The organism is Pseudocolwellia sp. G5-9 (genome assembly GCF_055808995.1).
The window spans coordinates 13,670-38,232 of record NZ_CM147893.1 but is presented as its reverse complement, the minus strand read 5'-3'; the positions used below and the strand labels follow the sequence as shown (position 1 = coordinate 38,232).

22 protein-coding genes are annotated in these 24,563 nt (G+C 37.2%); 14 read left to right on the top strand and 8 right to left on the bottom strand.

The features are described from left to right. The first annotated feature begins 18 nt into the window (after positions 1-18). The 7 genes from AC0L5Q_RS00160 (at position 19) to AC0L5Q_RS00130 (ending at position 8,537) form a co-directional block, all read left to right on the top strand. Entirely contained in the window at positions 19-1,797 is a 1,779-nt protein-coding gene (locus AC0L5Q_RS00160; protein ID WP_473613492.1) for an IlvD/Edd family dehydratase, read from the top strand. A 51-nt stretch (positions 1,798-1,848) separates the two neighbouring features. Then, positions 1,849-3,036: a fumarylacetoacetate hydrolase family protein gene (locus AC0L5Q_RS00155; RefSeq protein WP_473613491.1), complete on the top strand. Its 1,188-nt coding sequence runs from the start codon at positions 1,849-1,851 to the stop codon at positions 3,034-3,036. Between the two features lie 35 nt (positions 3,037-3,071). Beyond that, on the top strand, positions 3,072-4,664 hold the full coding sequence (locus tag AC0L5Q_RS00150) for an aldehyde dehydrogenase (NADP(+)) (RefSeq protein WP_473613490.1): 1,593 nt from the start codon (positions 3,072-3,074) through the stop codon (positions 4,662-4,664). Between the two features lie 82 nt (positions 4,665-4,746). Further along, complete coding sequence (locus AC0L5Q_RS00145; protein ID WP_473613489.1) at positions 4,747-5,673, top strand: SMP-30/gluconolactonase/LRE family protein; 927 nt, start codon at positions 4,747-4,749, stop codon at positions 5,671-5,673. After that, entirely contained in the window at positions 5,663-6,163 is a 501-nt protein-coding gene (locus AC0L5Q_RS00140; protein ID WP_473613488.1) for a cupin domain-containing protein, read from the top strand. The genes AC0L5Q_RS00145 and AC0L5Q_RS00140 overlap by 11 nt, the downstream gene beginning before the upstream one ends. A gap of 52 nt (positions 6,164-6,215) precedes the next feature. Then, positions 6,216-7,556, top strand: coding sequence for a glycoside-pentoside-hexuronide (GPH):cation symporter (locus tag AC0L5Q_RS00135; protein ID WP_473613487.1), 1,341 nt, complete (start codon positions 6,216-6,218; stop codon positions 7,554-7,556). Between the two features lie 12 nt (positions 7,557-7,568). Continuing rightward, complete coding sequence (locus AC0L5Q_RS00130) at positions 7,569-8,537, top strand: D-2-hydroxyacid dehydrogenase (RefSeq protein WP_473613486.1); 969 nt, start codon at positions 7,569-7,571, stop codon at positions 8,535-8,537. A gap of 17 nt (positions 8,538-8,554) precedes the next feature. On the opposite strand, the gene AC0L5Q_RS00125 is transcribed toward AC0L5Q_RS00130, so the two are convergent. Continuing rightward, complete coding sequence (locus AC0L5Q_RS00125; RefSeq protein WP_473613485.1) at positions 8,555-9,037, bottom strand: cupin domain-containing protein; 483 nt, start codon at positions 9,035-9,037, stop codon at positions 8,555-8,557. Positions 9,038-9,579: 542 nt separating this feature from the next. On the opposite strand from AC0L5Q_RS00125, the gene AC0L5Q_RS00120 reads away from it, so the two are divergent. After that, a complete protein-coding gene (locus AC0L5Q_RS00120) occupies positions 9,580-9,933 on the top strand; it encodes a DUF4870 family protein (RefSeq protein WP_473613484.1) in 354 nt (117 codons plus the stop codon). A 159-nt stretch (positions 9,934-10,092) separates the two neighbouring features. Further along, entirely contained in the window at positions 10,093-10,233 is a 141-nt protein-coding gene (locus tag AC0L5Q_RS00115; protein WP_473613483.1) for a hypothetical protein, read from the top strand. Positions 10,234-10,260: 27 nt separating this feature from the next. Here the strand turns inward: AC0L5Q_RS00115 and AC0L5Q_RS00110 are convergent, their stop codons facing one another. From AC0L5Q_RS00110 to AC0L5Q_RS00095, 4 genes are all read right to left on the bottom strand, one after another. Continuing rightward, positions 10,261-12,408, bottom strand: coding sequence for a methyl-accepting chemotaxis protein (locus AC0L5Q_RS00110; protein ID WP_473613482.1), 2,148 nt, complete (start codon positions 12,406-12,408; stop codon positions 10,261-10,263). Between the two features lie 360 nt (positions 12,409-12,768). Beyond that, the gene (locus tag AC0L5Q_RS00105) at positions 12,769-13,827 is read right to left on the bottom strand and encodes a glycoside hydrolase family 43 protein (RefSeq protein WP_473618345.1); all 1,059 of its coding nucleotides are present in this window, start codon (positions 13,825-13,827) and stop codon (positions 12,769-12,771) included. A gap of 214 nt (positions 13,828-14,041) precedes the next feature. After that, entirely contained in the window at positions 14,042-15,436 is a 1,395-nt protein-coding gene (locus AC0L5Q_RS00100; protein ID WP_089024839.1) for a sugar porter family MFS transporter, read from the bottom strand. Positions 15,437-15,579: 143 nt separating this feature from the next. Continuing rightward, positions 15,580-16,548: a Gfo/Idh/MocA family protein gene (locus AC0L5Q_RS00095; protein WP_473613481.1), complete on the bottom strand. Its 969-nt coding sequence runs from the start codon at positions 16,546-16,548 to the stop codon at positions 15,580-15,582. Positions 16,549-16,730: 182 nt separating this feature from the next. Here AC0L5Q_RS00095 and AC0L5Q_RS00090 point away from each other — a divergent pair, with 182 nt between their 5' ends. Next, positions 16,731-17,513, top strand: coding sequence for a ThuA domain-containing protein (locus AC0L5Q_RS00090; protein ID WP_473613480.1), 783 nt, complete (start codon positions 16,731-16,733; stop codon positions 17,511-17,513). A gap of 60 nt (positions 17,514-17,573) precedes the next feature. On the opposite strand, the gene AC0L5Q_RS00085 is transcribed toward AC0L5Q_RS00090, so the two are convergent. After that, a complete protein-coding gene (locus tag AC0L5Q_RS00085; RefSeq protein WP_473613479.1) occupies positions 17,574-17,816 on the bottom strand; it encodes a hypothetical protein in 243 nt (80 codons plus the stop codon). Positions 17,817-18,422: 606 nt separating this feature from the next. Here AC0L5Q_RS00085 and AC0L5Q_RS00080 point away from each other — a divergent pair. Then, a complete protein-coding gene (locus AC0L5Q_RS00080; RefSeq protein ID WP_473613478.1) occupies positions 18,423-18,818 on the top strand; it encodes a universal stress protein in 396 nt (131 codons plus the stop codon). A gap of 91 nt (positions 18,819-18,909) precedes the next feature. Here the strand turns inward: AC0L5Q_RS00080 and AC0L5Q_RS00075 are convergent, their stop codons facing one another. After that, the gene (locus tag AC0L5Q_RS00075) at positions 18,910-19,536 is read right to left on the bottom strand and encodes a methyltransferase family protein (protein ID WP_473613477.1); all 627 of its coding nucleotides are present in this window, start codon (positions 19,534-19,536) and stop codon (positions 18,910-18,912) included. A 117-nt stretch (positions 19,537-19,653) separates the two neighbouring features. Further along, on the bottom strand, positions 19,654-19,833 hold the full coding sequence (locus AC0L5Q_RS00070) for a DUF2789 family protein (protein WP_473613476.1): 180 nt from the start codon (positions 19,831-19,833) through the stop codon (positions 19,654-19,656). A gap of 717 nt (positions 19,834-20,550) precedes the next feature. On the opposite strand from AC0L5Q_RS00070, the gene xylB reads away from it, so the two are divergent. From xylB to tal, 3 genes are all read left to right on the top strand, one after another. Beyond that, a complete protein-coding gene (xylB, locus tag AC0L5Q_RS00065) occupies positions 20,551-22,008 on the top strand; it encodes a xylulokinase (RefSeq protein WP_473613475.1) in 1,458 nt (485 codons plus the stop codon). A gap of 63 nt (positions 22,009-22,071) precedes the next feature. Further along, positions 22,072-23,391 carry a xylose isomerase gene (gene xylA, locus AC0L5Q_RS00060; protein WP_473613474.1) on the top strand — a complete coding sequence of 440 codons (1,320 nt, stop codon included), beginning with the start codon at positions 22,072-22,074 and terminating at the stop codon, positions 23,389-23,391. Positions 23,392-23,527: 136 nt separating this feature from the next. Then, complete coding sequence (tal, locus tag AC0L5Q_RS00055; protein WP_473613473.1) at positions 23,528-24,481, top strand: transaldolase; 954 nt, start codon at positions 23,528-23,530, stop codon at positions 24,479-24,481. The last annotated feature ends 82 nt before the right edge of the window (positions 24,482-24,563 follow it).

Sequence of the window (24,563 nt, the reverse complement as noted above, 5' to 3'; positions counted from 1 at the left end):
GCTAATAAAGACAAACAAATGAAATTAAATAAACAACATCGTTTTCGATCACAAGATTGGTTTGATAACAAAGAACATATTGATTTAGCGGCTTTATATTTAGAACGTTTTATGAATTACGGTATTACGTCTGAAGAACTACGTTCAGGTAAACCTATTATTGGCATAGCGCAATCAGGCAGCGACTTAGCGCCATGTAATCGCATTCATCTTGAACTAACAAAACGCGTAAAAGATGGTGTTAGAGCAGCAGGCGGTATACCGATTGAATTTCCAGCGCATCCTATTTTTGAAAATTGTAGACGCCCTACCGCTGCCCTTGACCGTAACTTAGCTTACTTAGGTTTAGTAGAAATTTTATTTGGCTACCCCATTGATGCGGTTGTATTAACCACAGGCTGTGACAAAACCACACCTTCAAGCTTAATGGCGGCTTCTACTGTTGATATTCCAGCTATTGTTTTATCAGGTGGTCCAATGCTTGATGGTTGGCATGATGGTGAATTAGTAGGTTCTGGTACGGTTATTTGGCGCTCAAGAAAGCGTTTAGCGGCAGGTGAAATTGATGAAACTGAGTTTCTTAATTTAGCCATGGACTCTGCCCCTTCTGCCGGACACTGCAATACGATGGGTACCGCATTAACCATGAATTCGGTTGCTGAAGCTTTAGGCATGTCGTTAACTGGTTGTGGCGCTATTCCTGCTCCGTACAAAGAACGTGGTCAAATGGCTTATCGCACCGGTGTTCGTATTGTAGAAATGGCTTATGAAGATTTAACACCATCAAAAATATTAACACGCGACGCTTTTGTTAATGCCATGAAAGTTATTTCAGCCCTAGGTGGATCAACCAATGCACAACCTCACCTTATGGCAATGGCTCGACACGCAGGTGTTGAAATAACCGCTGAAGATTGGAATGAACTTGCACGACCTATTCCGTTACTTGCCAATGTTCAACCTGCGGGTAAATACCTAGGCGAGCGTTTTCATAGAGCCGGTGGTGTTCCTGCCATTATGTGGGAATTATTAAACGCCAATAAACTCAATGGCGATGTATTAACCATTACGGGTAAGCCATTAGCTGAAAACTTACAAAACCTACCTAAAATCGACAGAGAAGTGATTAAGTCGTTTGATGAACCTATGTTGAAAGATGCCGGTTTTGCTGTATTTTCTGGCAACTTTTTTGCTTTCGCCATTATGAAAACCAGTGTTATTTCGCCTGAGTTTACGCAACGTTTTCTTTCTGAAAAAGGTAACGAAGGCGTGTTTGATGCGCGTGCAATAATTTTTGAAGACTCGGAAGATTATCATCAACGCATTAACGATCCTGCATTGAACATTGATGCTCATTGTATTTTAGTTATTCGTGGCGCAGGGCCAATCGGATGGCCAGGTTCGGCTGAAGTTGTAAACATGCAGCCGCCTGATTACTTAATTAAACAAGGCATTACCAGCTTACCTACTTTAGGAGATGGTCGCCAATCGGGCACGTCAGACAGCCCTTCTATCTTACATGTTTCTCCTGAGAGTTCTGTTGGTGGCGGCTTAGCCTATTTAAAAACAGGCGATATGTTACGTATCAACATGAACAAAGGCACATGCGACGTATTGCTACCAGAAGGTGAATTTGAAAGTCGTAAATCAGTAACACATGTGACACCACCAAAATCACAAACACCGTGGCAAGAAATTTACCGCGATACGGTTGGCGATTTATCACAAGGTGCGGTTATCGAGCTTGCCACTAAGTATCAAGGTATTTCTAAAAAACTACCTAGGCATAATCATTAATTTGGCACCGGTAATTAACACTTAACTTAGAACAAACATAAGATACTTATTATGCAATTAGAGCAATATTTACCATCAGATCAATATGCCGGCACCTTAATTGGTAGAGCTTGGATACCGGCTAAGTTAACTAAAAGCACAGCCAATTGTGGTGGTCCGTCGCCAATCTGGTTGAACGACTCAAACGTTTACGACTTATCTTCATTAGCGCCAACTTGTTCTGACATTCTTAATAAAGGTATTACTAAGCAAGAGTTATTAGCAGGTAACTTTCCTGTTATTGGTCGTGTTGAAACCCTTATCGCTAACTCAATAAATCATCCTTGTAATACCGACTATTTACACCTTTTAGCGCCGTTTGATTTACAAGCAATAAAAGCTTGTGGCGTTACCTTTGTTTGTTCGATGATCGAAAGAGTGATTGAAGAAAAAGCTAACGGCAACCCAGAAATTGCCAAAGGTATACGTTCTAAAATTGATGAAACCATAGGATCAAGTATTGAAAATTTAGTGCCCGGTTCTCCTGAAGCATTAGAGCTAAAAGAAGTATTGATCAAAGAAAACATGTGGTCGCAATACTTAGAAGTAGGCATTGGCCCTTATGCTGAGGTGTTTACTAAATCGCAATCTATGTCGTCTGTTGGTTTGGGTGCACAAGTCGGTATTCACCCTATATCAAGCTGGAATAACCCTGAACCTGAAATGGTACTTGCCGTTAACAACCAAGGAGCCATTGTTGGGGCAACGTTAGGAAACGACGTTAACTTACGTGATATTGAAGGTAAAAGTGCTCTACTTTTAGGTAAAGCAAAAGACAACAATGCGTCATGTTCTATTGGGCCATTTATTCGTTTATTTGATGAAACCTTTACCCTTAACGATGTTAAATCAACTCAAGTAACATTGAAGGTAAAAGGCGACGATGGTTACGAGCTTGAAGCCACCAATGATATGACGCAAATCAGCCGAGACATTGAAGATCTTGTCGCACAAACAATTTCAACATCGCATCAATACCCTGATGGTTTTGCACTATTTACCGGAACTTTATTTACACCAACACAAGATAGAGACGAAGCCGGTAAAGGCTTTACACATAAACCTGACGATCTTGTTGTTATATCTGCCAGCAAGCTTGGCGCTTTACAAAACAAAGTTCACTTTTCAGACCAAATTCCACCTTGGGAGTTTGGCATTAGCGCGCTAATTAAAAACCTTGCCCAACGTAACTTACTTTAACAGCCCAACTGAACCAAATTAGGAATATTTAACTTATGTACAAGCTAACACAACAATCATATATCGCCGGATCATGGGTTACTCCACAAGGAGCTGCATTCAATGCACAAAGCCCTGCTACTCAAGCGTTATTAGCTGATCATAATAATTGTCTTGAAGCAGACGTAAATAATGCCATGCAAGCTGCGCAAGATGCCTACCCTGTTTTTAGCCAACTTTCACCAGAAAAACGTGCTGAATTTTTACTTACTATCGCTGAAGAAATTGAAGCTTTAGGCGAGCAACTACTTAACGTGTGTGACCAAGAATCTGGATTAGGTTTACCAAGATTAACCGGCGAACGTGGTCGTACTACAGGTCAAATTAATGCTTTTGCACAAATCGTTAAAAAAGCGAGTTGGACACAAGCCAGTATTGACACCGCGATACCTGATCGCGCTCCTTTACCTAAACCAGATCTACGTAAAATGTTAAAGCCTATTGGGCCAGTTGCTGTATTTGGTGCTTCTAACTTTCCTTTTGCTTTTGGCACCTTAGGTGGCGATACCATTTCAGCACTTGCGGCGGGTAATCCAGTAGTTGTTAAAGGTCATCCTTCTCATCCTGCGACTAACGAACTCATGGCTTATGCTATTGGTAAAGCGATTACGCGCTGTGAACTTCCAAAAGGTGTTTTCTCGTTATTGCAAGGCAACGCTATTCCATTATCCGTACAACTGGTTTGTCATCCATTTACTGAAGCGGTTGGTTTTACAGGTTCTTTAGCAGGTGGGCGAGCAATAATGGACGCCGCAGCTAAAAGAGCTAAACCTATTCCTGTGTATGCAGAAATGGGCAGTGTTAACCCAATGTTTTTCACTAAAAACACACTAGATAAATCGGGCGAAGCCCTTGCTCAAACGCTTGCGGGTTCTGTATGTATGGGAACAGGCCAATTTTGTACATCGCCAGGCGTTATTGTTATTCAAAAGAACGACGCTTTTGTTAGTACCTTAGCTGAAACAATGAATGCTAATGCGAAAGGCTTAATGCTAAATGCAGGTATCGGACAAGCGTTTTTAAAAGGTGTTGGACAGTTTATTACAAGTGGTGACGTTGAATGGGTTAATAAAAATGAAACCAGCTTAGCCTCGTCAATAGACAATGCTTTACTATCACCAAACGTTGTATTAAAAACAGCGGCAAGTGCTTTCTTACAAAATCCACAACTACAAAATGAAGTATTTGGTCCTGCAACTTTAGTGGTTGAATGTGACGATGAAATTGAATTTTTAGCAATAGCTAAAGTATTAGAAGGTAACTTAACTGCCAGCATACACGCCGTTGATGAAGACAACGCTTTAGTTAAAGAACTACTTGTTTTACTGGAGCAAAAAACGGGGCGTATTATCTTTAATGGTTTTCCTACTGGTGTAGAAGTTTGTGGCTCGCAGCATCATGGTGGCCCTTACCCTGCTTCATCAAATGGCGCTACAACCAGTGTTGGTATTGACGCAATTCATAGATTCACTCGTTTTGTTGCTTACCAAAATACACCAGCACAGTTATTACCCGCAGAGTTACAAGATACCAACCCTTATAACATTGTTCGTCGCATAAATGGCGAATTTACTGCAAACGCTATTTAAGCTGCCCTGCAATAGTTTATTGTAAAACGTTTAAAACCTTCTCTAAAAGGAAGGTTTTAAAAAATCAAAGTTAAGGATGTATATGTCTCAGCCAATCATTAACGAGAACGCCAAATTAGTACACAAAAGCCATTGTCGAATAGGCGAAGGTGTTATTTGGTCGGTTGCCGAGCAAGCCCTTTATTGGACCGATATTTTAGGCAATATCGTTTATCGCAATAAAAATAACGTGACTAAATTTTGGCCACTGCAACAAAGTTTAACCAGTATAGGTTTTACCACTGACAACACCTTAGTGGGAACATTTTACGATGGTTTTTACGCTTTAGATCTGGTCAACGGTGTACACAAAAAAATAGCGGCGCCTGACTTAGATTATTCAACCATTCGCTTTAATGATGGCGCTGTTGATACTCATGGGCAATTTTGGGCTGGCACTATGCACACTGACGATCCTATGAACAATGCCCTAGGTTCGCTATACCGCTTTGATGAAACCGGACAACCAAGCCTGCAAGACGATAACTACTATTGCACTAACGGCCCGTGCTTTACCGCTGACGGAAGCGTTATGTATCACACCGACACCTTAGTTAATCAAAAAATATATCGTTGCGAGCTTGATGCAAAAGGCAATTTTGTAAGTCGCTCAACCTTTCTACATTTTGATAAAGAAGGTACCTATCCCGACGGTATGTGTTTAGACAAAAACGGTAATTTATGGGTTGCACTTTGGGGTGGTTGGGGCGTTAACCAATACTCACCTGACGGCACTTTACTGCAACATATTCAGTTACCCGTTGCACAAGTAACTAAGTGCATTTTTGGTGGTGAGAATTTAGATACTTTATTTATAACAACAGCGTCTGAATATTTGTCTGATGAAGATAAAACTAAACAACCTTTGGCTGGCTGTTTGTTTTCAGTGAAAACCAATACGCAAGGCAGAGCAGAAAATTTATACCAACACACATTATCACAAGAAAAGGTACTGAATCATGAACAATAAAACATATTTAAAAGCTATTAGCTTAACACTTTCATTTACATTAGCGAGTGCATGTTCTTCTATCGCTACTAATGAAATTACGCCCAATAAAACCACAGCCAACACTGAAAAAGCTACAGAACAAAAAGCAACAATTCAATCAAGCATTGTAAGTTTTGAAAACGCTCATAAAACCCCATACGACCACAGTGTGTTCCATACCTATTTTATGGGCGATACCACAACAACAAAAGAAGCCATTGTTGGAATAGCCGTAATTGAACCAGGCCATGAAATTCATCCCGCTCATCAACACGAAGACGAAGAATATTTATTAATTATAGAAGGTTCGGGTGTTTGGACATTAAACGGGGTTGAAACACCTGCTAAAGCTGGCGATGTACTGTACGTATCGCCATGGGACATGCACGGTATATTCAATACAGGCGATGTGCCAATGAAGTTTTTTGTTACCAGAGCAAAAGGTAAAAACGTGACCATTAAACAATAAAAACACGTACTCATAAAATAACAATAATAATAAATAGCTAGGAACAACCAACATGGCAACAACAACCCCTTTAACAACAAAGTTAACAACCAAAGAAAAACTCGCCTATGGTTTAGGTGACACTGGTAGCAATATTGTTTTCCAAGTTGTTATCGCCTTTATGATGTTTTATTACACTGACGTATTCGGAATTACCGCAGCAGAAGCCGGTACGTTAATGTTAGTTGTACGAGCATTCGACGCAATAACCGATCCTCTTATGGGTGCTTTAGCTGATAGAACAAAATCTCGTTGGGGCCGTTATCGTCCATACTTATTATGGATGGCGATACCTTTTTCATTACTCACCATTATTGCTTTTATAACGCCTGATACGTCTCATGCAAATAAACTTATATACGCTTACATTACCTATTCTTTAATGATGCTAGCGTACACGGCCATTAATATTCCTTACTCCGCATTAGGTGGAATACTCACAACAGACATACAAGAAAGAGCCTCAGTGCAAGCTTGGCGTTTCGCTATGGCTAAAGCGGGCGGACTTATTGTTGCCCTACTTACTCTGCCCCTTGTTGCTTATTTTGGCCAAGGCGATGAACAACTTGGTTTTACTTTAGCGATGACAGTGTTGTCGTTAGTTGCTATGGCTTGTTTTATCGCATGTTTTCTTTTTACGAAAGAACGTGCGCAAGAAGTTACCGAAAATGCTCCAATTAAAACTGATATATTTGCTGTATTAAAAAATGATCAATGGCGCGTATTAGCCGCAGTCACTTTTGTTGTATTGATTACTGTAGCTATGCGTGGCGGTGTTATGGCGTATTACGTTACCTACTATCTAAAACATGAAGAGCTTGTAAGCTTGTTCATTACCGTCAGTATGTTTGGTGGCATATTAGGTGCTTTAATGTCGAATTGGGCTATAAAGTTTATATGTAAAGTTAAGTTAATGAAAATTGCTTGTTTAGGTATAGCAACAACGAGTGCCATACTTTATTTTGTACCTGCAGACAAAGTATACCTAGCTCTTTCTGTTACGCTAATAACACAGTTTTTTCATATGATATTTATTCCATTATTGTTCTCAGCAGTACCTGACACTGTAGATTATAGTTTGAAGAAGTCTGGCAATGGCCCTATGGCAATGAGTGTTTCAGGACACTTACTTAGCTTAAAATTTGGTATTGCTATTGGTGGAGCACTAACGGGTTGGATGCTTGCAGGATATGGTTATCAAGCCAATGTAGAACAAACTCAGTATTCACTTGATGGCATTATTATTATCTTTGCTGCTAGCCCAGCTATTGGTGCTTTAATTGCGTACGTATTATTGAATTTTTATAAACTTGACTACACATGGTCAAAAACAATGAACACAACCACCGAATAAGGCAGTACAACAATGAAACTTTTAATGTGGATAGACGCTAAGTTTATGGACACGGCTGCCAACATAAAACTACATGAATATGCCGGAAACAGAGACGTTCTAATAACTACAAATATTAACCTTGTTTTAGAAAACGCTTCTGACATCAACATAGTTTTAGGGGATTTTCCAAGAGAGTATTTAGCTTCACTCCCGAAGCTAATTTGGTTCCAACAATTTGGAACAGGAGTTGAGTGGCTAAATAGTCACCCTAATTTAATTCAAGCTCCCTTTTTATTAACCAACTGTTCAGATGATCATCACGATGTTGTTGCTGATCACCTAATGGCGTTAGTACTCAGTATTACCCGCGGTATTCCACAGTTTGTTAATAGCCAAAATAAAAAACAATGGCAGCAAACCAGCCTTACCAACTGCGACAACTTGTTTCAACTTCGTGGTAAAACCGTTTTAGTGGTCGGGCTTGGTTCGGTGGGCTTAGCTATTATTAATCGCTTAATCCCTTTTGGCGTTAACATTATTGGCGTGCGTAAAAACATCAGTAAAAGCGTTAACAATATAAGTAAACTTTATAGTATCGACGAGCTAAACCTAGCAGCTCAGCAAGCTAATATCGTTATTACCTGCTTACCGCGCACCGACGAAACAACGCATTTATTTAATGATGCGTTTTTTGAAGCCATGCCAGAGCCAGGATTTTTCTTTAATATTGGTCGTGGAAATGCCGTTAACGAAACGGCCTTGGTTAATGCTTTAACAACAGGACAACTAAAAGGTGCAGCAATCGATGTAACCATAGAAGAGCCATTAAATAAAGAATCACCTTTATGGACAGCGCCTAATTTACTTATTACCCCACACGTAGGCGGCACCTATAACGATGTAATACAAACATGGCGAGATGTAGCGTTAGACAACCTAGCCTTGTATGAACAAGGTGCTGAGCTTAGAAATGTAGTTGATAAAGAATCGGGGTATTAACCGGACAACTTCAAACTTTATATTTTTTTACCACCATTAGGCTCGTAAACATTATCAATATCTACAAGATTCCAAGGCATATTCTTTTGACGATAAATACGTTTATTGAGCTTAGGGTAATCACCTACATCGTGCTCTAATCGTTGCCCAACTACCAAGCACTTCAAAACTGTATTACTGTTATTACGTAGCAAATGCGCTTCGCCACCAGCACGATATCCAATAAAATCTCCAGCTTTTACAGTAAATTTTTCATCGCCAATTACCGCCTCTGCAGAACCTTCCAGAATATAAGCACATTCATCCTCATGGTAATGTTTATGAAACTCAGTTGACTCATGACCTGGCTTAACTTCAATAATATGAATACCAAAGCCAGTTAGACCAGTTAAATCGCCAAGCGACTTATTAATTCGTTTAGCGTTATCGTTCAAAAAATGAGTTTTAGATAGACCTTGAAACTCATCTATCTCTTCTTTAGTTATTATATATTTATCCATAACATCCCCTGTAGTTTCTTTTGAAATTAACAATAAACAACAATTTAAAATAACGTAAAACCACTTATAGTCAAATTTTTTGGTTGAGATTGTATTGATAAAACGATAAAGAATAATGCAAACTTAGGTCTGTTGACCTTTCAGGTATATTTTTGCCGCAGTCTATTTGATTTTTATACGAGACATAGTGATTGATGTGTGGTCGTTCCACATAAAATCACTATAACGATGTAGAAATATCAAACAGGCGCTGCCCAAGGGTTCATTTAAAAGCGATTTATTCTTCGTTGCCTACATGGGAGCATATAATCTGTAAACCTTTTTTACATAGAATGACTATGTGACAAAACGTTTGCCTTGCCTGCACGGATGCAGGTACTTAGGTTTTGTTTGGAACGTAAAACCTGTGACTAAAACGCTTTTAAATTGAACGAAAATCATACTCGAAAGTTCAGCAGGCCTTAGTTATCATTTGCATTAGTTTTAATTTAACATCATCATAATATAATCAATAACTAAGCCTATTTTTCAAAGGATATAAGATGAGCGAAGAAATAATTGAAAATGATCCAACTAATAAAAATCCCGCCAAAATAGTTTACATACTTTATTTGATTGGGCTTTTCTTTGGTATCACCGGAGTAATTGGCGTAGTTATGGCTTATGTGAATAAAGATGACGCTTCACAATGGTTAAAAACACATTACCAATTTCAGATCCGAACCTTTTGGATTGGCGCTCTTTATATGTTTTTAGGCTCACTACTTTCGTTAGTATTAATTGGTTGGTTTATTCTTTTATTTTGGATTGTATGGTTAATTATACGTTCAGTAAAAGGACTTAAAGCACTTGACTCTAACAGAGCTATTGAAAACCCAACAAGCTGGTTATTCTAACTATTATGTATTTAACCCAAAGCAGAAAATAATATTTTATATTACGTAGTATTTAACTAAATATCGGCATTAACCGATAGAGCACTCCTTATTAAAATAAATGCTTCACCTACAGGAAGTAGATGCTTAGGTTCAGTCTGGAACGATGAACCTGTGTATTTGAGCATTTATTCTTCATCTAAAATAGGTCAATTAATTAATGCCTTTGGTATTAGCCCTATTGGGTATTATGCTGTATGGCCAGATAAATCTCGCCACGAAAACTTAACGTTAATGTTAGTGCGGTTTATTGCTGAATAGTGTCGATAATTACGTTTAAAAATAGCTCTATCGCTTATTACTTACTTTAAAAATACCCACAAGCTGTTGTAATTTATTTGCGGTGATATCTACCATATTTGAACTAGCCGCTAGTTCTGATATTGATCTTTCCATTCGTTGTGTAACTTCAGTAACCGTTCGGGCGGTTTCACCATTTTTAGCACTGTTTTGTTCAATAATATTTATCGTATCAAACATATTTTCTACGATAGAATGTAGCTCTTGATTTTCATTTGAAGCGGCCTCTGTTAATTTTAAACTTTGATCCACATCTTTAACGCCACACTCCATAAAGTTCACTGCCGTTTTAGTTTCTTCTTGCAGACCTTCAATCATATGCTTTATATCTTGAGCAGCTTCAGCAGTTCGCCCAGCCAAACCACGCACTTCATCAGCAACAACAGAAAAACCTCTACCATGTTTACCTGCTCTTGCCGCTTCAATCGCTGCATTAAGCGCTAGTAAATTGGTTTGATTAGTAATACCCGTGATCACATTAATAATACTACCAATCTCACTCATTCTTGCATCAATCGACTGAACCGAATTCGCCGTTGTTTCAACAATATCTCTTATAGCATGGGTACCTGAACGGGCATCTTCATAGTCTTTTTTAGCTTTTTGTACAACATTAGCCATACTGGATTTCATATTTTCAGCAGTGTTTGAAGCTTCTAAAATCACCTCGCGTTGACGCTCAATTAAACTTTGCATATGTAACATTGATTCATACACTTGATGTGAACTATTGTGGGCTTCTTCATTTCTATCCAACATCTGTTCATTCGTGTCTTTAACATTATTTGATGCATTAATAACCTGCCCGACAATGCCGTCTAAATTATCAATAAAACTATTTATCCAACGGCTCATATCGCCCGTTTCATCGTGTTTTATTTTGTCAGGATCTAATCGCTGAGTTAAATTACCTTCCCCTTCAGCAATGGTTCTCAAAACTTTGGTCATACCTTTTAAGCGGTTAGACACTTTATTGGTGCCAAACATTGAAAATATAAAACAGCTAAATAACGTAGTTACTCCCGTAATAGCATTCACTAATAATGTAGGTAAGTCGGTATAAGCAAGTAAACAACTGTGAATGGCAACAATGCTAGTAACCATTATAAAATATAGCTTCATCAAACTTAAATTGATTGAGCGCCTACGATAAACTTCTTCTAAATCGCCTTCACACATCATTCCCCAAGTATCTAACGAACCCGGTAGTTTAAAAGTCAGTCCTTTACCAATAACAGGGATATGTCGATAATCTGAATAACCAGGATAGATAACAAATAAGTTTTCACCATTTTTAATTGTTTCTCTTACCCCTGGATGCAGTTGTTTAGAGGCAGGATCTGTAAATCTAATTTCAAACTCTGTATGCCGCTTTATTTTAACAGTACCAAACCCTGTATTAATGCCAGACTTTAAGTTTTCGCCATGGCTAAAGGTATTATCTTCAAAACGAGATCGTGATAACGCAGTACCCTGTTCAATACTACGATCAAAAACTGAATCAACCATAAATAAATAATTATCGCCTGACTCAGGATAGATATGCCCAGCTTCTCGCTGAATTAAATCACCCAACACATCGTTAGGTACACGTGCACCAAGAATACCTACAACCTTACCTTGCTCAGTTATAGGTAAATAAAACATTAAAGTAACTTCATCATGAAATTTAGAGCTAGAAGCTCCTATTTCTAAGGTAATAGGATCAACATAAGGACCATGCAAGAACCGACCTTTACTGACTTGTGCTATCGCTTTAGTTTGATTATGAATTTGTCCAACACGATTCAAGTAGGTACTAGTAACAACGTTAGATTGCGCATCTAAAATAAATATTTCTGAAAAGTCGGGGGAAGACGAGAGTTTTTGTTGCAGTAAAGATTTGTTAGTTTCTAAATGCTGAACATCGATCAAATTATTTAAAGAGCTTAAATGATCCCATTGATTTTCTGCCCACATTTGAAGCAACTTAACGCGAGTTGAAGCAATACCCTCAAATGTTTGTTCAACAATTGAATAAGTACTTTTGTTCACAAAACACGACCAACCTAAAGAAAGCTTACCGTTACTCCCAAAAAAAGGTAACCAATGACGTTCTTTATCAGTTAACTGCATTAAGTGACTTTTCAACTGCATACTACTGCTCTCTTATCTCGAAATTGCCAGTGCTATAGCCGCACTTAACTAAATTAAAAGGGTTTAAGTTGAGCTTTAGAAAGCAAAAATAATGCCTAATTAAATTAAGAGAAAATTAAAATAAATACAAATAAATGTATAAATACAAAACCAGTATAAATAGTGCCTACAGCCAACATTTATCAACTGTAATTTATTGTATTTATAGATTGTTAAAAAAGAAGCTTAGAAAGAAAGCAAACAACGCACCATTATAAGTCATCAAAATGGTGCGAGTGTTATTTTGGTGCAACCTGTCCTGTGTTAGTTAAGATTTACAGTGAAATTTTTCAAATTTTCTCGTAGGTAACTTGCGTTAGGTTATTTATCTAACTCACCAAAATAAGCATCAACCGTTTCAATTGTGCCGTTTTCGTTATGTATTAGTTCTACCATTTTTATGCTGCGTAAATGGGTTTTTCCACCACTTAACGAACTGTCGTGGAAAAACAAATACCACTTACCATTAAACTCTGCAATTGAGTGATGGTTTGTCCAACCTAAAACCGGTTCTAGTACTTTGCCTTTCCATGTAAAAGGTCCGTACGGGCTTTTTGATGTGCCGTATTGAATAAAACGAGAATGGCCTGTTGAATAGCTAAAGTAGTATGTGTCTTTAATTTTATGCACCCAAGCGGCTTCAAAAAACTTGCGGTCGAAGTCGCCTTGTAGAATAGGTTTTCCGTTTTCGTCTTGTAATATTACGTCTTGTAATGGTTGCGCTAAGCTTTTCATATCAGCATTGAGTTTAGCTATTTTTGGCATGTAAACAGGTTCGTTATCAGCCGGGTATTTATCTTCTTCTATGTAGCTTCCTGTTTGCCATCTTTGTAATTGTCCACCCATTATGCCGCCAACATACAGGTAGTATGATCCGTCGTCGTCTTGAAATACCGACGGGTCAATACTGTAAGTCCCTTTAATAGGTTCAGCTTCAGCTACAAAAGGTCCTGTTGGTGTGTTTGCACTGGCAACACCTATTCTGAAAATATCGTCTTTGTCTTTTGCAGGAAAATATAAGTAATACTTATCGTCTTTTTCTGCTGCATCCGGTGCCCACATTTGTTTAGTTGCCCATGGTACTTGGTTAACATGTAAAGCTTGGCCATGATCAACAACTTTTGTATTTTCAGTAACTTCATCTATTGAAAACACGTGATAATCGCGCATATCAAAATGCCCGCCTGACGAGTTTCTCACTACGCCACTTTCTATATCGTGAGACGGATAAATATATAACTTGCCATTAAATACATGGGCAGATGGATCAGCCGTAAACATATGGGTAATTAATGGTTTTTGTGGGAAACGTTCAGGGTTTTTAACTTGTGGCTGTTCTGGTTCAGCTTCAGGTTTGCCACTTGCTGCATTAACATTCATGCTCATAGCAAGGGTTAAACTGGTGAGTAATACACTTTTAGATATCACTTGTTTATAAGACTTTTGTTTTGATTGTTTCATAAGATTATCCGTTGGGTATTCAGGTAGGGTTAACGGATATAAAATGACTTATTCTATATCGCGTTAACTGGATTAATAACCTGATGTAAATGTTTGTTTTATTAAGGTGTAATCTTCGGGTTTAAAATAAGCATTACAGACCGTCCATCTGCTCTAACTCTTTACCTTTAGTTTCGCTTACAAATTTAAGAACAAAGATGATTGAAAGCCCTGCACATAAGGCATAAAAGCTATACGTTGCAGCTAAGCCAATGGAAGCCAGCATAATAGGAAACATCATGGTGATAGCAAAGTTTGCTGTCCATTGTGTAAAACCACTTACCGCTAAACCTAACCCACGAACTTGGTTAGGGAACATTTCACCTAATAACACCCACATTACAGGGCCCCAAGACAAATTAAAGAAGAATACGTAAGCATTAGCTGAAATTAACGCAACAACACCCATTGAACCTAAAATTAAATCGCCAGACTCATCAATATCCGCCGACATAAATGAAATAACGAGAATTGATAACGTGATGGTCATTCCGATTGAGCCCAGCATTAATAAAGGTTTTCTGCCTACTTTATCAATGTAATACATAACCAATAAACAGGCAGCTATACTTACACCACCACTTAAAATATTAATTAATAACGCGTCTGACTCTGAAAAACCAACCGCTTGCCAAAGTACGGCACCGTAATAAAAAACAATGTTAATACCTACTAATTGCTGCAATGTAGCTAAACCTAGCCCCACCCACACAACTTTACGCACTCCACCGGTTTTTTTATTTAATAAGTCGGTAAATTTAGGTTCGTGTTTGTCTTGCGCAAAAGAGTTTTCAATTTCAGTTAATTTACCTTGTGCGTAATCGTCGCCATATAAACGCTTTAACACGTTTAAGGCTGACTCATTACGTTGTTTTAATACTAAAAACCGAGGGCTTTCAGGTATAAAAAATAAGGCTAATAAAAAAACAAAGGCAGGAATTAATTCAATCCAAAACATCCAGCGCCATGCTTCAAAATCCATCCACAAAATAGCGGTTGAAACACCGGCAATATCAGCTAAATAATAGTTACTTACAAAGGCTGAAAACAAGCCTGAAATAATAGCCACTTGTTGAATAGATGAAAGCGTACCGCGATATTTAGCAGGTGCTATTTCACTGATGTAAGCTGGAGCTAAAACAGAAGCTGCACCTACCGCGAAACCACCAATAATACGGTAAATAACAAATTCGAATGAGGTAACAGAAATACCTGAACCGTAGGCACTTACAATAAATAATACCGCTGTAATAATAAGGATAGTTTTACGACCTAATTTATCAGCTAAGCTACCCGCCATAAAGGCACCAATTGCACAACCCAACAACATACTTGCTACGTTAAAACCAGTCGCGACGCTGTCTGAATTAAACGCGGCTTTTAATCCGTCAACGGTGCCATTGATAACACCACTGTCGAAACCAAATAAGAAACCTCCGATGGTAGCAACAACACATATTAAAAATATAAAACCTTTGTTCTCTTTCATTGATGGCTCTAGTTGAACAGCTCCATCAACTGGGACGGTATTATCATTATTATTTTTCATCTAAATTCCCCGATCTTTTATTGATCTTCTTACTTATTTAGCGGGTTTTATAAACCAGCTTATTGTTATAAATAATGTCGCTATTAGTTTTTGTATTTACTTTTAACTCGCTCTAATTGCACTTGTAGTTCTTGGCTTACCGCATGTGGCATTTGTTCGTGTTCTAGCTTTTTAGCTAACACAGCTTCGCCTGCAGCTTGGGCTTCGTAATTCAAACCTTGGTTTGTACGATTGTCTTTAAAGCTATCTACTAAATCGTCTGAATGATAAAGCTCACAACTGCTAGCTCTCCAAAAATCTGGAATAACAATTGAACCTTGTTCACCAATAATGACTGCCCAGTTATGAAGTTTGCATTGAAATGAGGTGCCTAGTGTTAAATGAACATCGCCAGATTCAGCTAAAATGATCAGATCGTCTTCAACACCATTTGGAGCAAATTGAGGTTTTACATAAACGTTTTCAATGGTTTTTTCGGTAAAGAATGTTGAAATAGCTAGTGGGTAAATCCCCATATCTAACAAACAACCACCGGCTAGATCTTCACGGTATACGCGCGACTCTAGTTGATAAGGCATTGGGTAACCAAAATCAGCCTTTATCTGTTTAATTTTACCAATACGCCCTTCTTCTACCCATTGCTTAGCTTGTATTATCGCCGGTAAAAAGAAAGTCCACATGGCTTCCATTAAAAACAGCTTTTTCTCTTTAGCTAGTTCAAATAATTGCTTACTTTCTTCAGGGCTGACTGTAATAGGCTTTTCACACACTACATGTTTTCCAGCCATTAACGCATCGCGAACATTCTCAAAATGAAAATTATGAGGCGTTGCTACGTAAACAATATCAACGTTAGGATCATCATAAACCGACTGATAACCTTCATAAGCATTAGTGATATTGTATTTATCAGCAAAACTACGTGCGTTTTCTATATTTCTTGCGCCTACAGCAACTAGCTCACCGTTATTGACAAACGACATATCTGCACAAAACTGCCCTGCAATTGTCCCTGTGCTAATAATTCCCCAACGTATTTTATTGATTTGCATTACTTTAATTCCTCTAAACCTAATACGAAAAAAGCCAATAACTCATCATTTATAAGCAATTGCCTTAAAAATCTTTTATGGTTTTCAATATGACTTATCGACATTGTCATGCTATCTTTATGTTATTGTCAAATTAACTATAACATTTATTGCGAAATAAAAAAGACATGGGGATAAAAACAATGCCATCGAATTTTGTAAAAACTCAATTTAAAATAATGCTATTTATATGCTTTAGCCTTTGCTCGTGCGTAACATTTTCTCAGCAATTTAACGTGCTGTTATTTACTAAAACAGCAGGTTGGCACCATAAATCGATACCTGCAGGTGTGGCTAACATTAAGGCGTTAGCCGAGGAACATGATTTTAATATGGTATGGCATGAAGACGCCTCGCACTTTAACGATAAGTTTTTAGCCGATATTGATGTGGTTATTTTTATGATGACAACCGGAGATATTCTGAACGAAGAACAACAAGCCGCGTTTAAGCGTTACATACAAGCTGGTAAAGGTTTTGTTGGTATTCATAGTGCGTCTGACACTGAAGCTGATTGGCCATGGTTTCAAAAATTAGTGGGTAGAAGTTTTATTATTCATCCTGTTGTTCAAACAGCGAGAATGCAAGTAGTAAACACTTCGTTTCCTGGTATGAACCGTATACCTAACAACATTTTATGGACGGATGAATGGTATGACTTTAGTCCTGAAAAAAGTAAAAATCTAAACTACTTATTAAAGGTTGACGAAAGCACCTACGACACACATTCAGACTGGGGCAATAACCAAACAGGCGATGGTATGGGAGAATTTCATCCTATTGCTTGGTATCAAAACTTTGATGGTGGCCGCTCGTTTTATACGTCGTTAGGACATTTAGACGCTGTACACAGTAACCGAGGTTTTAAGCACCATGTATACGGCGGAATATATTGGGCTGCAACAGGGAAAGGGATTTTGAAGTAAGGTAAGTAAATAAGGACAAGTCATTATGGCCATTGTCCTTGTTTCATTTCTTAGACGTTTTTAATTTTTTATTTTATCTTTATTATTAATAACTTCAGCTAACACAGCCTCAAGCTTTAGTGCATTTTTACGATCTTTTCGTGCTAATTGACGTTCCTCTCTTGCTGCTTCAGGTTGACCAATAGATTCATAATAATCACCTGACTTGGTGTGATTAGCCGAACTTTTTTTCAACTCTGAATATGACGAACAACCGTATATTGAAAAAATCAATATTAAAAAAGTCACAACTCCTTTTAACATAACTTACTCCATCGACCTCAAATAATTCAAGCGTATAGCACCTAACATCATTCTATAGATATATCAGTAACAACGCCCACTTCCACAGCCACCAACTTACCAGAGAAAACTATAAATTCAATACATTAAATAAAATAATCACTATATGGTCTAAAAAATATAAAACTTTAGCTAAATAACCTGAACTCGGTTTAAGAGATACTTAATAAATTGAAATATAAGAAAAAATAGTTTTATTGAGCCCCTAGCTTGCTAGTTTTTATTAATTCAAGATAAATTTAACGCAGAATTTAGGAAAAACACCTGCTAGAGAAGCGTTTGTTAAGCCGAGTTCAGATTAAATATTACCAATAATTTTTATCACATGACTCAATGCAATTGATTGATCAATCAAGATGTAATCTAGTGGCTAAATACAGTTATTTTTCTCTCACACTAATTTTTTCAATAAAGTACTAGCCATACCACTAAACGGTTAGATGTAGATCAAAAATATGATGAGTTTTTTGAGTTTTACCTTTCTAAAGTTTTGACTATATGAAATATTAAGGTAATTGTGTTTTGTTATTAAAATGAACCATTAATAAACTATTTAAGGATGTATCTATGTATAAAACAATTATTTGCGCCATTGAAGCAAGTAAAGAAGGTGAAGCAGTACTTGCGAAGGCTCAAGAGTTTGCACTGTTATGCAATGCTAAGTTGTTTGTAACTCATGTTATTCCATACGCTTTACTGCCTAAAGATTACCAAAAACAATTAAAAGAAGAAACGTTACCTAAAATGGAATCTATTACTAGCGCCTTAGGTATAGCTAAAAAAAATGTGTCAGTTAAGTTTGGTAAACCTTATGAGCAAATTTGTGAGCTAGCAGAAAAAAAAGAAGCAGATTTAATTATATTAGGCACTCATTCTAAAAAAGGTATTCACGCTTTAATAGGTTCTACAGCCAACGGCGTGGCTAACTATGCTAAGTGTGATGTTTCGCTTATTAAAATTTAGTTGTTGGCGTAATTGATTGACGTTTTTATTTTATTCTTGCTGTAAGTGATAAGGAACTATCGTGAGATAGCTCCTCCTCATTTTAACTCCCCTATAACCATCTTCTAACGCTAGCTGTATATATTTTATATTCGTTTACAAATAACTTGGTTAAGTGTTTTTCTTCAGACAATATTTGTCGGTATAACATCAACAAACCAATGATCAAACAAACTAAAGTAAATACAGAAGGTAAAGCTAAAAAGAACCCTATTTGAGAAACAGCAACACATAAAAATATAGGATTACGAGAATACTTAAAAAATCCGTTGGTAATAAGTTGTTTAGGTCCTTCAAGATCAATACCTGAACGCCATTTATCTCCCATACTTCTGTGCACAACAATGGTCATAGCAAACCCAAGTGTCATTAAGGTAATGCCGGTAAAAATAATGGGTAACGTTTGTAAAGACGTAAACATGACTAAATAATTATCTATCTCTTCAAAAAACACTCTGAACAAACACACCATCCAAATACTGAGCCTAAAGAAACGAAACGTCATGTGATTCCACCACGTTGAACAAAAACGCTCCCCTGGCAATACCAATTCAACAGGCCGTTTTATCTGCGCAAGTATAATTTTAATGGTATAAAAAGCAGCAACACACGTATAAAAAATAGCGAGATATATACGTGTAAATTCTATTATTCCTGAAGAGGCATTAATGGTGTTCATAGTTTATCCTTAACATTAATTTTTAACATAGCACTTGTTCTTTCTGACTTAATTATTTTTGCATATGCCTAACGTAGCATAGCGTATAGTTGATCAACTAACTCAGCCCAATCAGCATCATCGTCTTTTGATTGTTGTAAAAAGAGATTTGTGATGCACTCCAAAGTTTGCTTGATGTAGCACAATATCGCTTGCTAAAGGCTTATGTTTTTTAACCAATTCTTCAATGCCTTTATGAGTAATGGCTAAACCTAATTGTGAAAATAAATTATTTAAAGAATGATTATGGTTTTCCATGGTAAGCATCCTTATTGTTAAGTGTATTACACCCCATTTAGAGGCAAAAAGTAATGGCAACAATGTATAAAAGTCTATTACAGTTACATTATATGAATCAATTACGCACTAATACCAATAGCAATAGCCAATTGATCATTTATACTTGTCTAAATTGCCAATTACATCGTTATTTATTTAATAATTAGAACACTCCTTATTAAAATAAATGCCTCGCCTACAGGATGTTGCTGCTTAGGTACAGTCTGAAACGATGAACCTGTGTATTTGACCATTTATTCTTCGTATAAAATAGGTCAATTCATTAATAGATTTGGTATAACATTTCACATCTGCATTAATAAATATACTCTTCATTGTTTGTTTTAACATCTATTTCCTTATCAAAAAATGACAACCTAGATATGAAATGTACATAGAAGTTATAACAACCCACAAATGTTAACGTTAACAAATAAAATGATAAAAATAACATTTACCTCCTAGGTTTTATAATTTAATAATATAAATAAATCATAAAAAAACATATTTTTTCCCCAATGAATCCTATAATAGTAATTTTTTACAAAACAAATACTTAAAATCAAGTTACTAAAAAAATATTTATACTGCTTATAAGTAACACGATTAATTACCAATAAAACCATTGCCAAATGATTTTCTCGATGCTAATGTTAGCGCTAACAAACAATCAAACAAATTTATTAGAGAGCATTTATGTACTTGGGAATTGATTTAGGCACATCTGGTGTGAAAGTTATCCTGCTTGATGATAACGATAAAATTATTGAACAAGCATCAGCTTCGTTAACGGTTAGCCGCCCTGCTCCGTTGTGGTCTGAACAAGATCCTAGTGATTGGTGGCAAGCAACTAACGACGCAATTGCAACGTTAAAAGCTAAAAACAGCGAAGCATTATCTTCTGTTGTTGCTGTGGGCTTATCTGGCCAAATGCATGGTGCTACTTTACTCGATAATAACAACAACATTATTCGCCCTGCCATGTTATGGAATGACGGACGATGCGAACAACAATGTAAAACCATTGAAGCGCGTGAACCCAATACACGTGCTATTACTGGCAACATTGCTATGCCAGGTTTTACAGCACCTAAATTGGTTTGGTTAAAAGAAAACGAACCTGAAAACTTCAACAAAGTCGCTAAAGTTTTATTACCTAAAGACTACTTACGCTTTTTAATGACAGGCGATTATGCTTCAGACATGTCTGACAGTGCAGGTACGTTATGGCTTGATGTTGAAAAAAGACAATGGTCTGAAAAAATGCTAACAGCAACCGACTTAACAATTGAGCAAATGCCAGCCTTGTTTGAAGGTACTGAAATTACTGGTTACCTCACTAAAGATATTGCTGAGCAATGGGGAATGAACCAAGTCCCTGTAATTGCTGGTGGTGGCGACAATGCTGCTGGTGCAGCCGGTATTGGTGTTATCAATCCAAATGAAGCCTTTTTATCTTTAGGTACTTCGGGCGTATATTTTGTAGCGAACGAAACTTACAACCCAAACCCAGACAGTGCTGTTCATACTTTCTGTCATTGTATTCCAAATACTTGGCATCAAATGTCAGTAATTTTAAGTGCTGCAAGTTGTTTAACTTGGGTTACACAATTAACGGGCTTTAAAGACGAAAAAAGCTTATTAGACGAAGTAGAAAAACTTGATTTTTCAGTGCCGTCTTCAGTGATCTTTTTACCTTATTTATCTGGCGAACGTACACCACACAACAACCCCAATGCTCAAGGTGTTTTCTTTGGTTTAGGCCATAACACTAACGCAGCTGAACTAGGCCGTGCCGTTTTAGAAGGCATAGCTTACGCATTTAACGATGGTCAAGAAGCGTTAATGGCCGCAGGTACACAAATCGATACAGTTTCAGTTATCGGTGGCGGCTCTCGCAGCAAGCTATGGGGAAAAATTCTCGCTAGCGTATTAAACAAACCGCTAACTTACCGCAACGGTGGCGAAGTAGGTCCAGCACATGGTGCTGCACGTTTAGCTAAAGTTGGCGTAAATAAAGTAGATGCCAGCACAGTTTGTGTAACGGGAGATATTGTTCATGTCATTGAACCCGACCAAACAATGGCTAATAACTACGAAACACAAAAACATAAATATCAACAACTTTACCTTAGCTTGAAAGAACATTTTTAGGCTGACTTAAACATTTTTAGACCAAACAAATTTCTACATAAAAAATTTAATTAGGAGAAAACCATGAGTGAACAATTTTTTAACAACGTAAACAAAATTCAATTTGAAGGTGCTAACAGCACTAACCCACTAGCTTTCCGTCACTACGATGAAAACAAAATCGTACTTGGCAAAACAATGAAAGAGCATTTACGTTTTGCTGCTTGTTACTGGCACAACTTTTGTTCAACAGGTTTTGATATTTTTGGTGAAGGTACATTTGATCGTCCTTGGATCCAACCTACAGGTAACCAATTACAATTTGCTGAACAAAAAGCAAAAGCAGCCTTTGAGTTTTTTGAAAAACTAGGTGCTCCTTACTTTTGTTTCCATGATGCTGATATTGCTCCTGAAGGAAATTCTTTAAAAGAATTCCATTCGAACGTTAATCACATGGCCGACATTTTTGAAAAAGAAATGGAACGTACTGGCGTTAAATTACTTTGGGGAACAGCTAACTTATTCTCAAATGCACGTTTTTGTGCAGGTGGCTCAACTAACCCTAATCCAGATCTTTACGCATATGCTGCTGCTCAAGTTAAGCATGCTATGGATGTTACGCATCGTTTAGGTGGTGAAAACTACGTACTTTGGGGTGGTCGTGAAGGTTACGATACTTTATTAAACACTAACCTTAAGCAAGAAGGCGAGCAATACGCACGTTTCCTTAAAATGGTTATTGAACATAAAAACAAAATAGGCTTCAAAGGTAAGTTATTAATTGAGCCTAAGCCTCAAGAACCTACTAAGCATCAATACGATTACGATACGGCGACTGTTGCTGGTTTCTTACACAAGCACGGTATTGCGGGTGAAGTACACGTAAACATTGAAGCTAACCATGCAACACTTGCTGGTCATAGTTTCCATCACGAAATTGCAGTTGCTTGCGCTGAAGGCATTATGGGTAGTGTTGATGCTAACCGTGGCGACATGCAAAACGGTTGGGATACAGACCAATTCCCTAACGATGTAGCTGAATGTACATTAGTAATGTACGAAATCCTTAAAGCAGGTGGTTTAGACACGGGTGGATTCAACTTCGATACTAAACTTCGTCGTCAATCATGTGAACGTGATGATTTATTCATTGGTCACATCGGTGGTATGGATACTATGGCTCAAGCTTTAGTTAATGCGGCTAAATTAATTGAAGATGCACCATTAACTCAATTTGTTGACGAGCGTTACGCTGGTTGGAAAGGTAAGTTAGGTCAAAGCATCATGTCTGGTGAGCAAAGCCTTGAAAGTTTATCTAAGTTAGTACTTGAAGAAAACATTAACCCTAAACCAGTTTCTGGTCGTCAAGAACTACTTGAAAACATTGTTAATCGTTACGTTTAAATCTTATTCAAAAATATAAGTAACCATAACAATTTACCAACCGATTGCTTATCAGTCGGTTGGTAACAATTGATCAGCAAACATACATTAAATATAAGGTTGTCAGTAACTTTAATGTTTTCTGACAAAAATAAAAATGAACTTACTTGAACAACTAAAACAAGTCACAAAAGTGGTAGCTGATAGCGGCGATGTTGACTCTATCAAAGCATTAAACCCAGTAGATGCCACCACTAACCCATCGCTTATTTTACAAGCGGCAAAACTTCCACAATACAAACACTTAATTGATGATGCTATTTCAAAATCTACCGTCAACGGCAAAGCCGATATTGACGATGTTTGTGATCAATTAATTGTGAATTTTGGTTGTGAAATTTTAAAACACGTACCAGGTCGTATTTCTTCAGAAGTTGATGCGAAGCTATCGTTTGATACTCAAGCAAGTATTGAAAAAGGCCGTAAGTTAATTGCTCTTTATGAAAAAGCCGGTATTAATAAAGAACGAGTTTTAATTAAATTAGCTTCAACATGGCAAGGTATTAAAGCCGCAGAACAGCTAGAAAAAGAAGGTATCGCTTGTAACCTAACGTTATTATTTAGTATGGCTCAAGCTGTTGCCTGTGCTGAAGCAAATGTAACCCTTATTTCACCTTTTGTTGGTCGCATTTTAGATTGGTATAAAGCTAAAGATTCTCAAGATACCGACTTTAGCGGTGCAAACAATCCAGGGGTTCAATCAGTCACTAAAATCTATCAATACTACAAAACCTATGATTACAGCACAGTTGTAATGGGCGCAAGTTTCAGAAATACGTCTGAAATTATTGAATTAGCAGGTTGTGATTTACTGACTATTTCACCTGCCTTATTAACTGAATTACAAAATAGTGAAGGCACACTTGAAACAAAATTAGATGCGACAAAAGTTCAAGTAAAATCGCGTGATGAATTAACACCTTTAACAGAATCTAGCTTCGCATGGCAACACAATGAAGATGCTATGGCGACTGAAAAACTTTCTGAAGGTATTCGTAACTTTGCTAAAGATCAAAATACATTAGAACAAATGGTTTCAGCACTTTTATAAATACTATACCCGTAACCATTCAAAGAATATAACCCTACGGCTTATACCTTGGGTTATTTCACTATAAAAAACTATTTTAAGG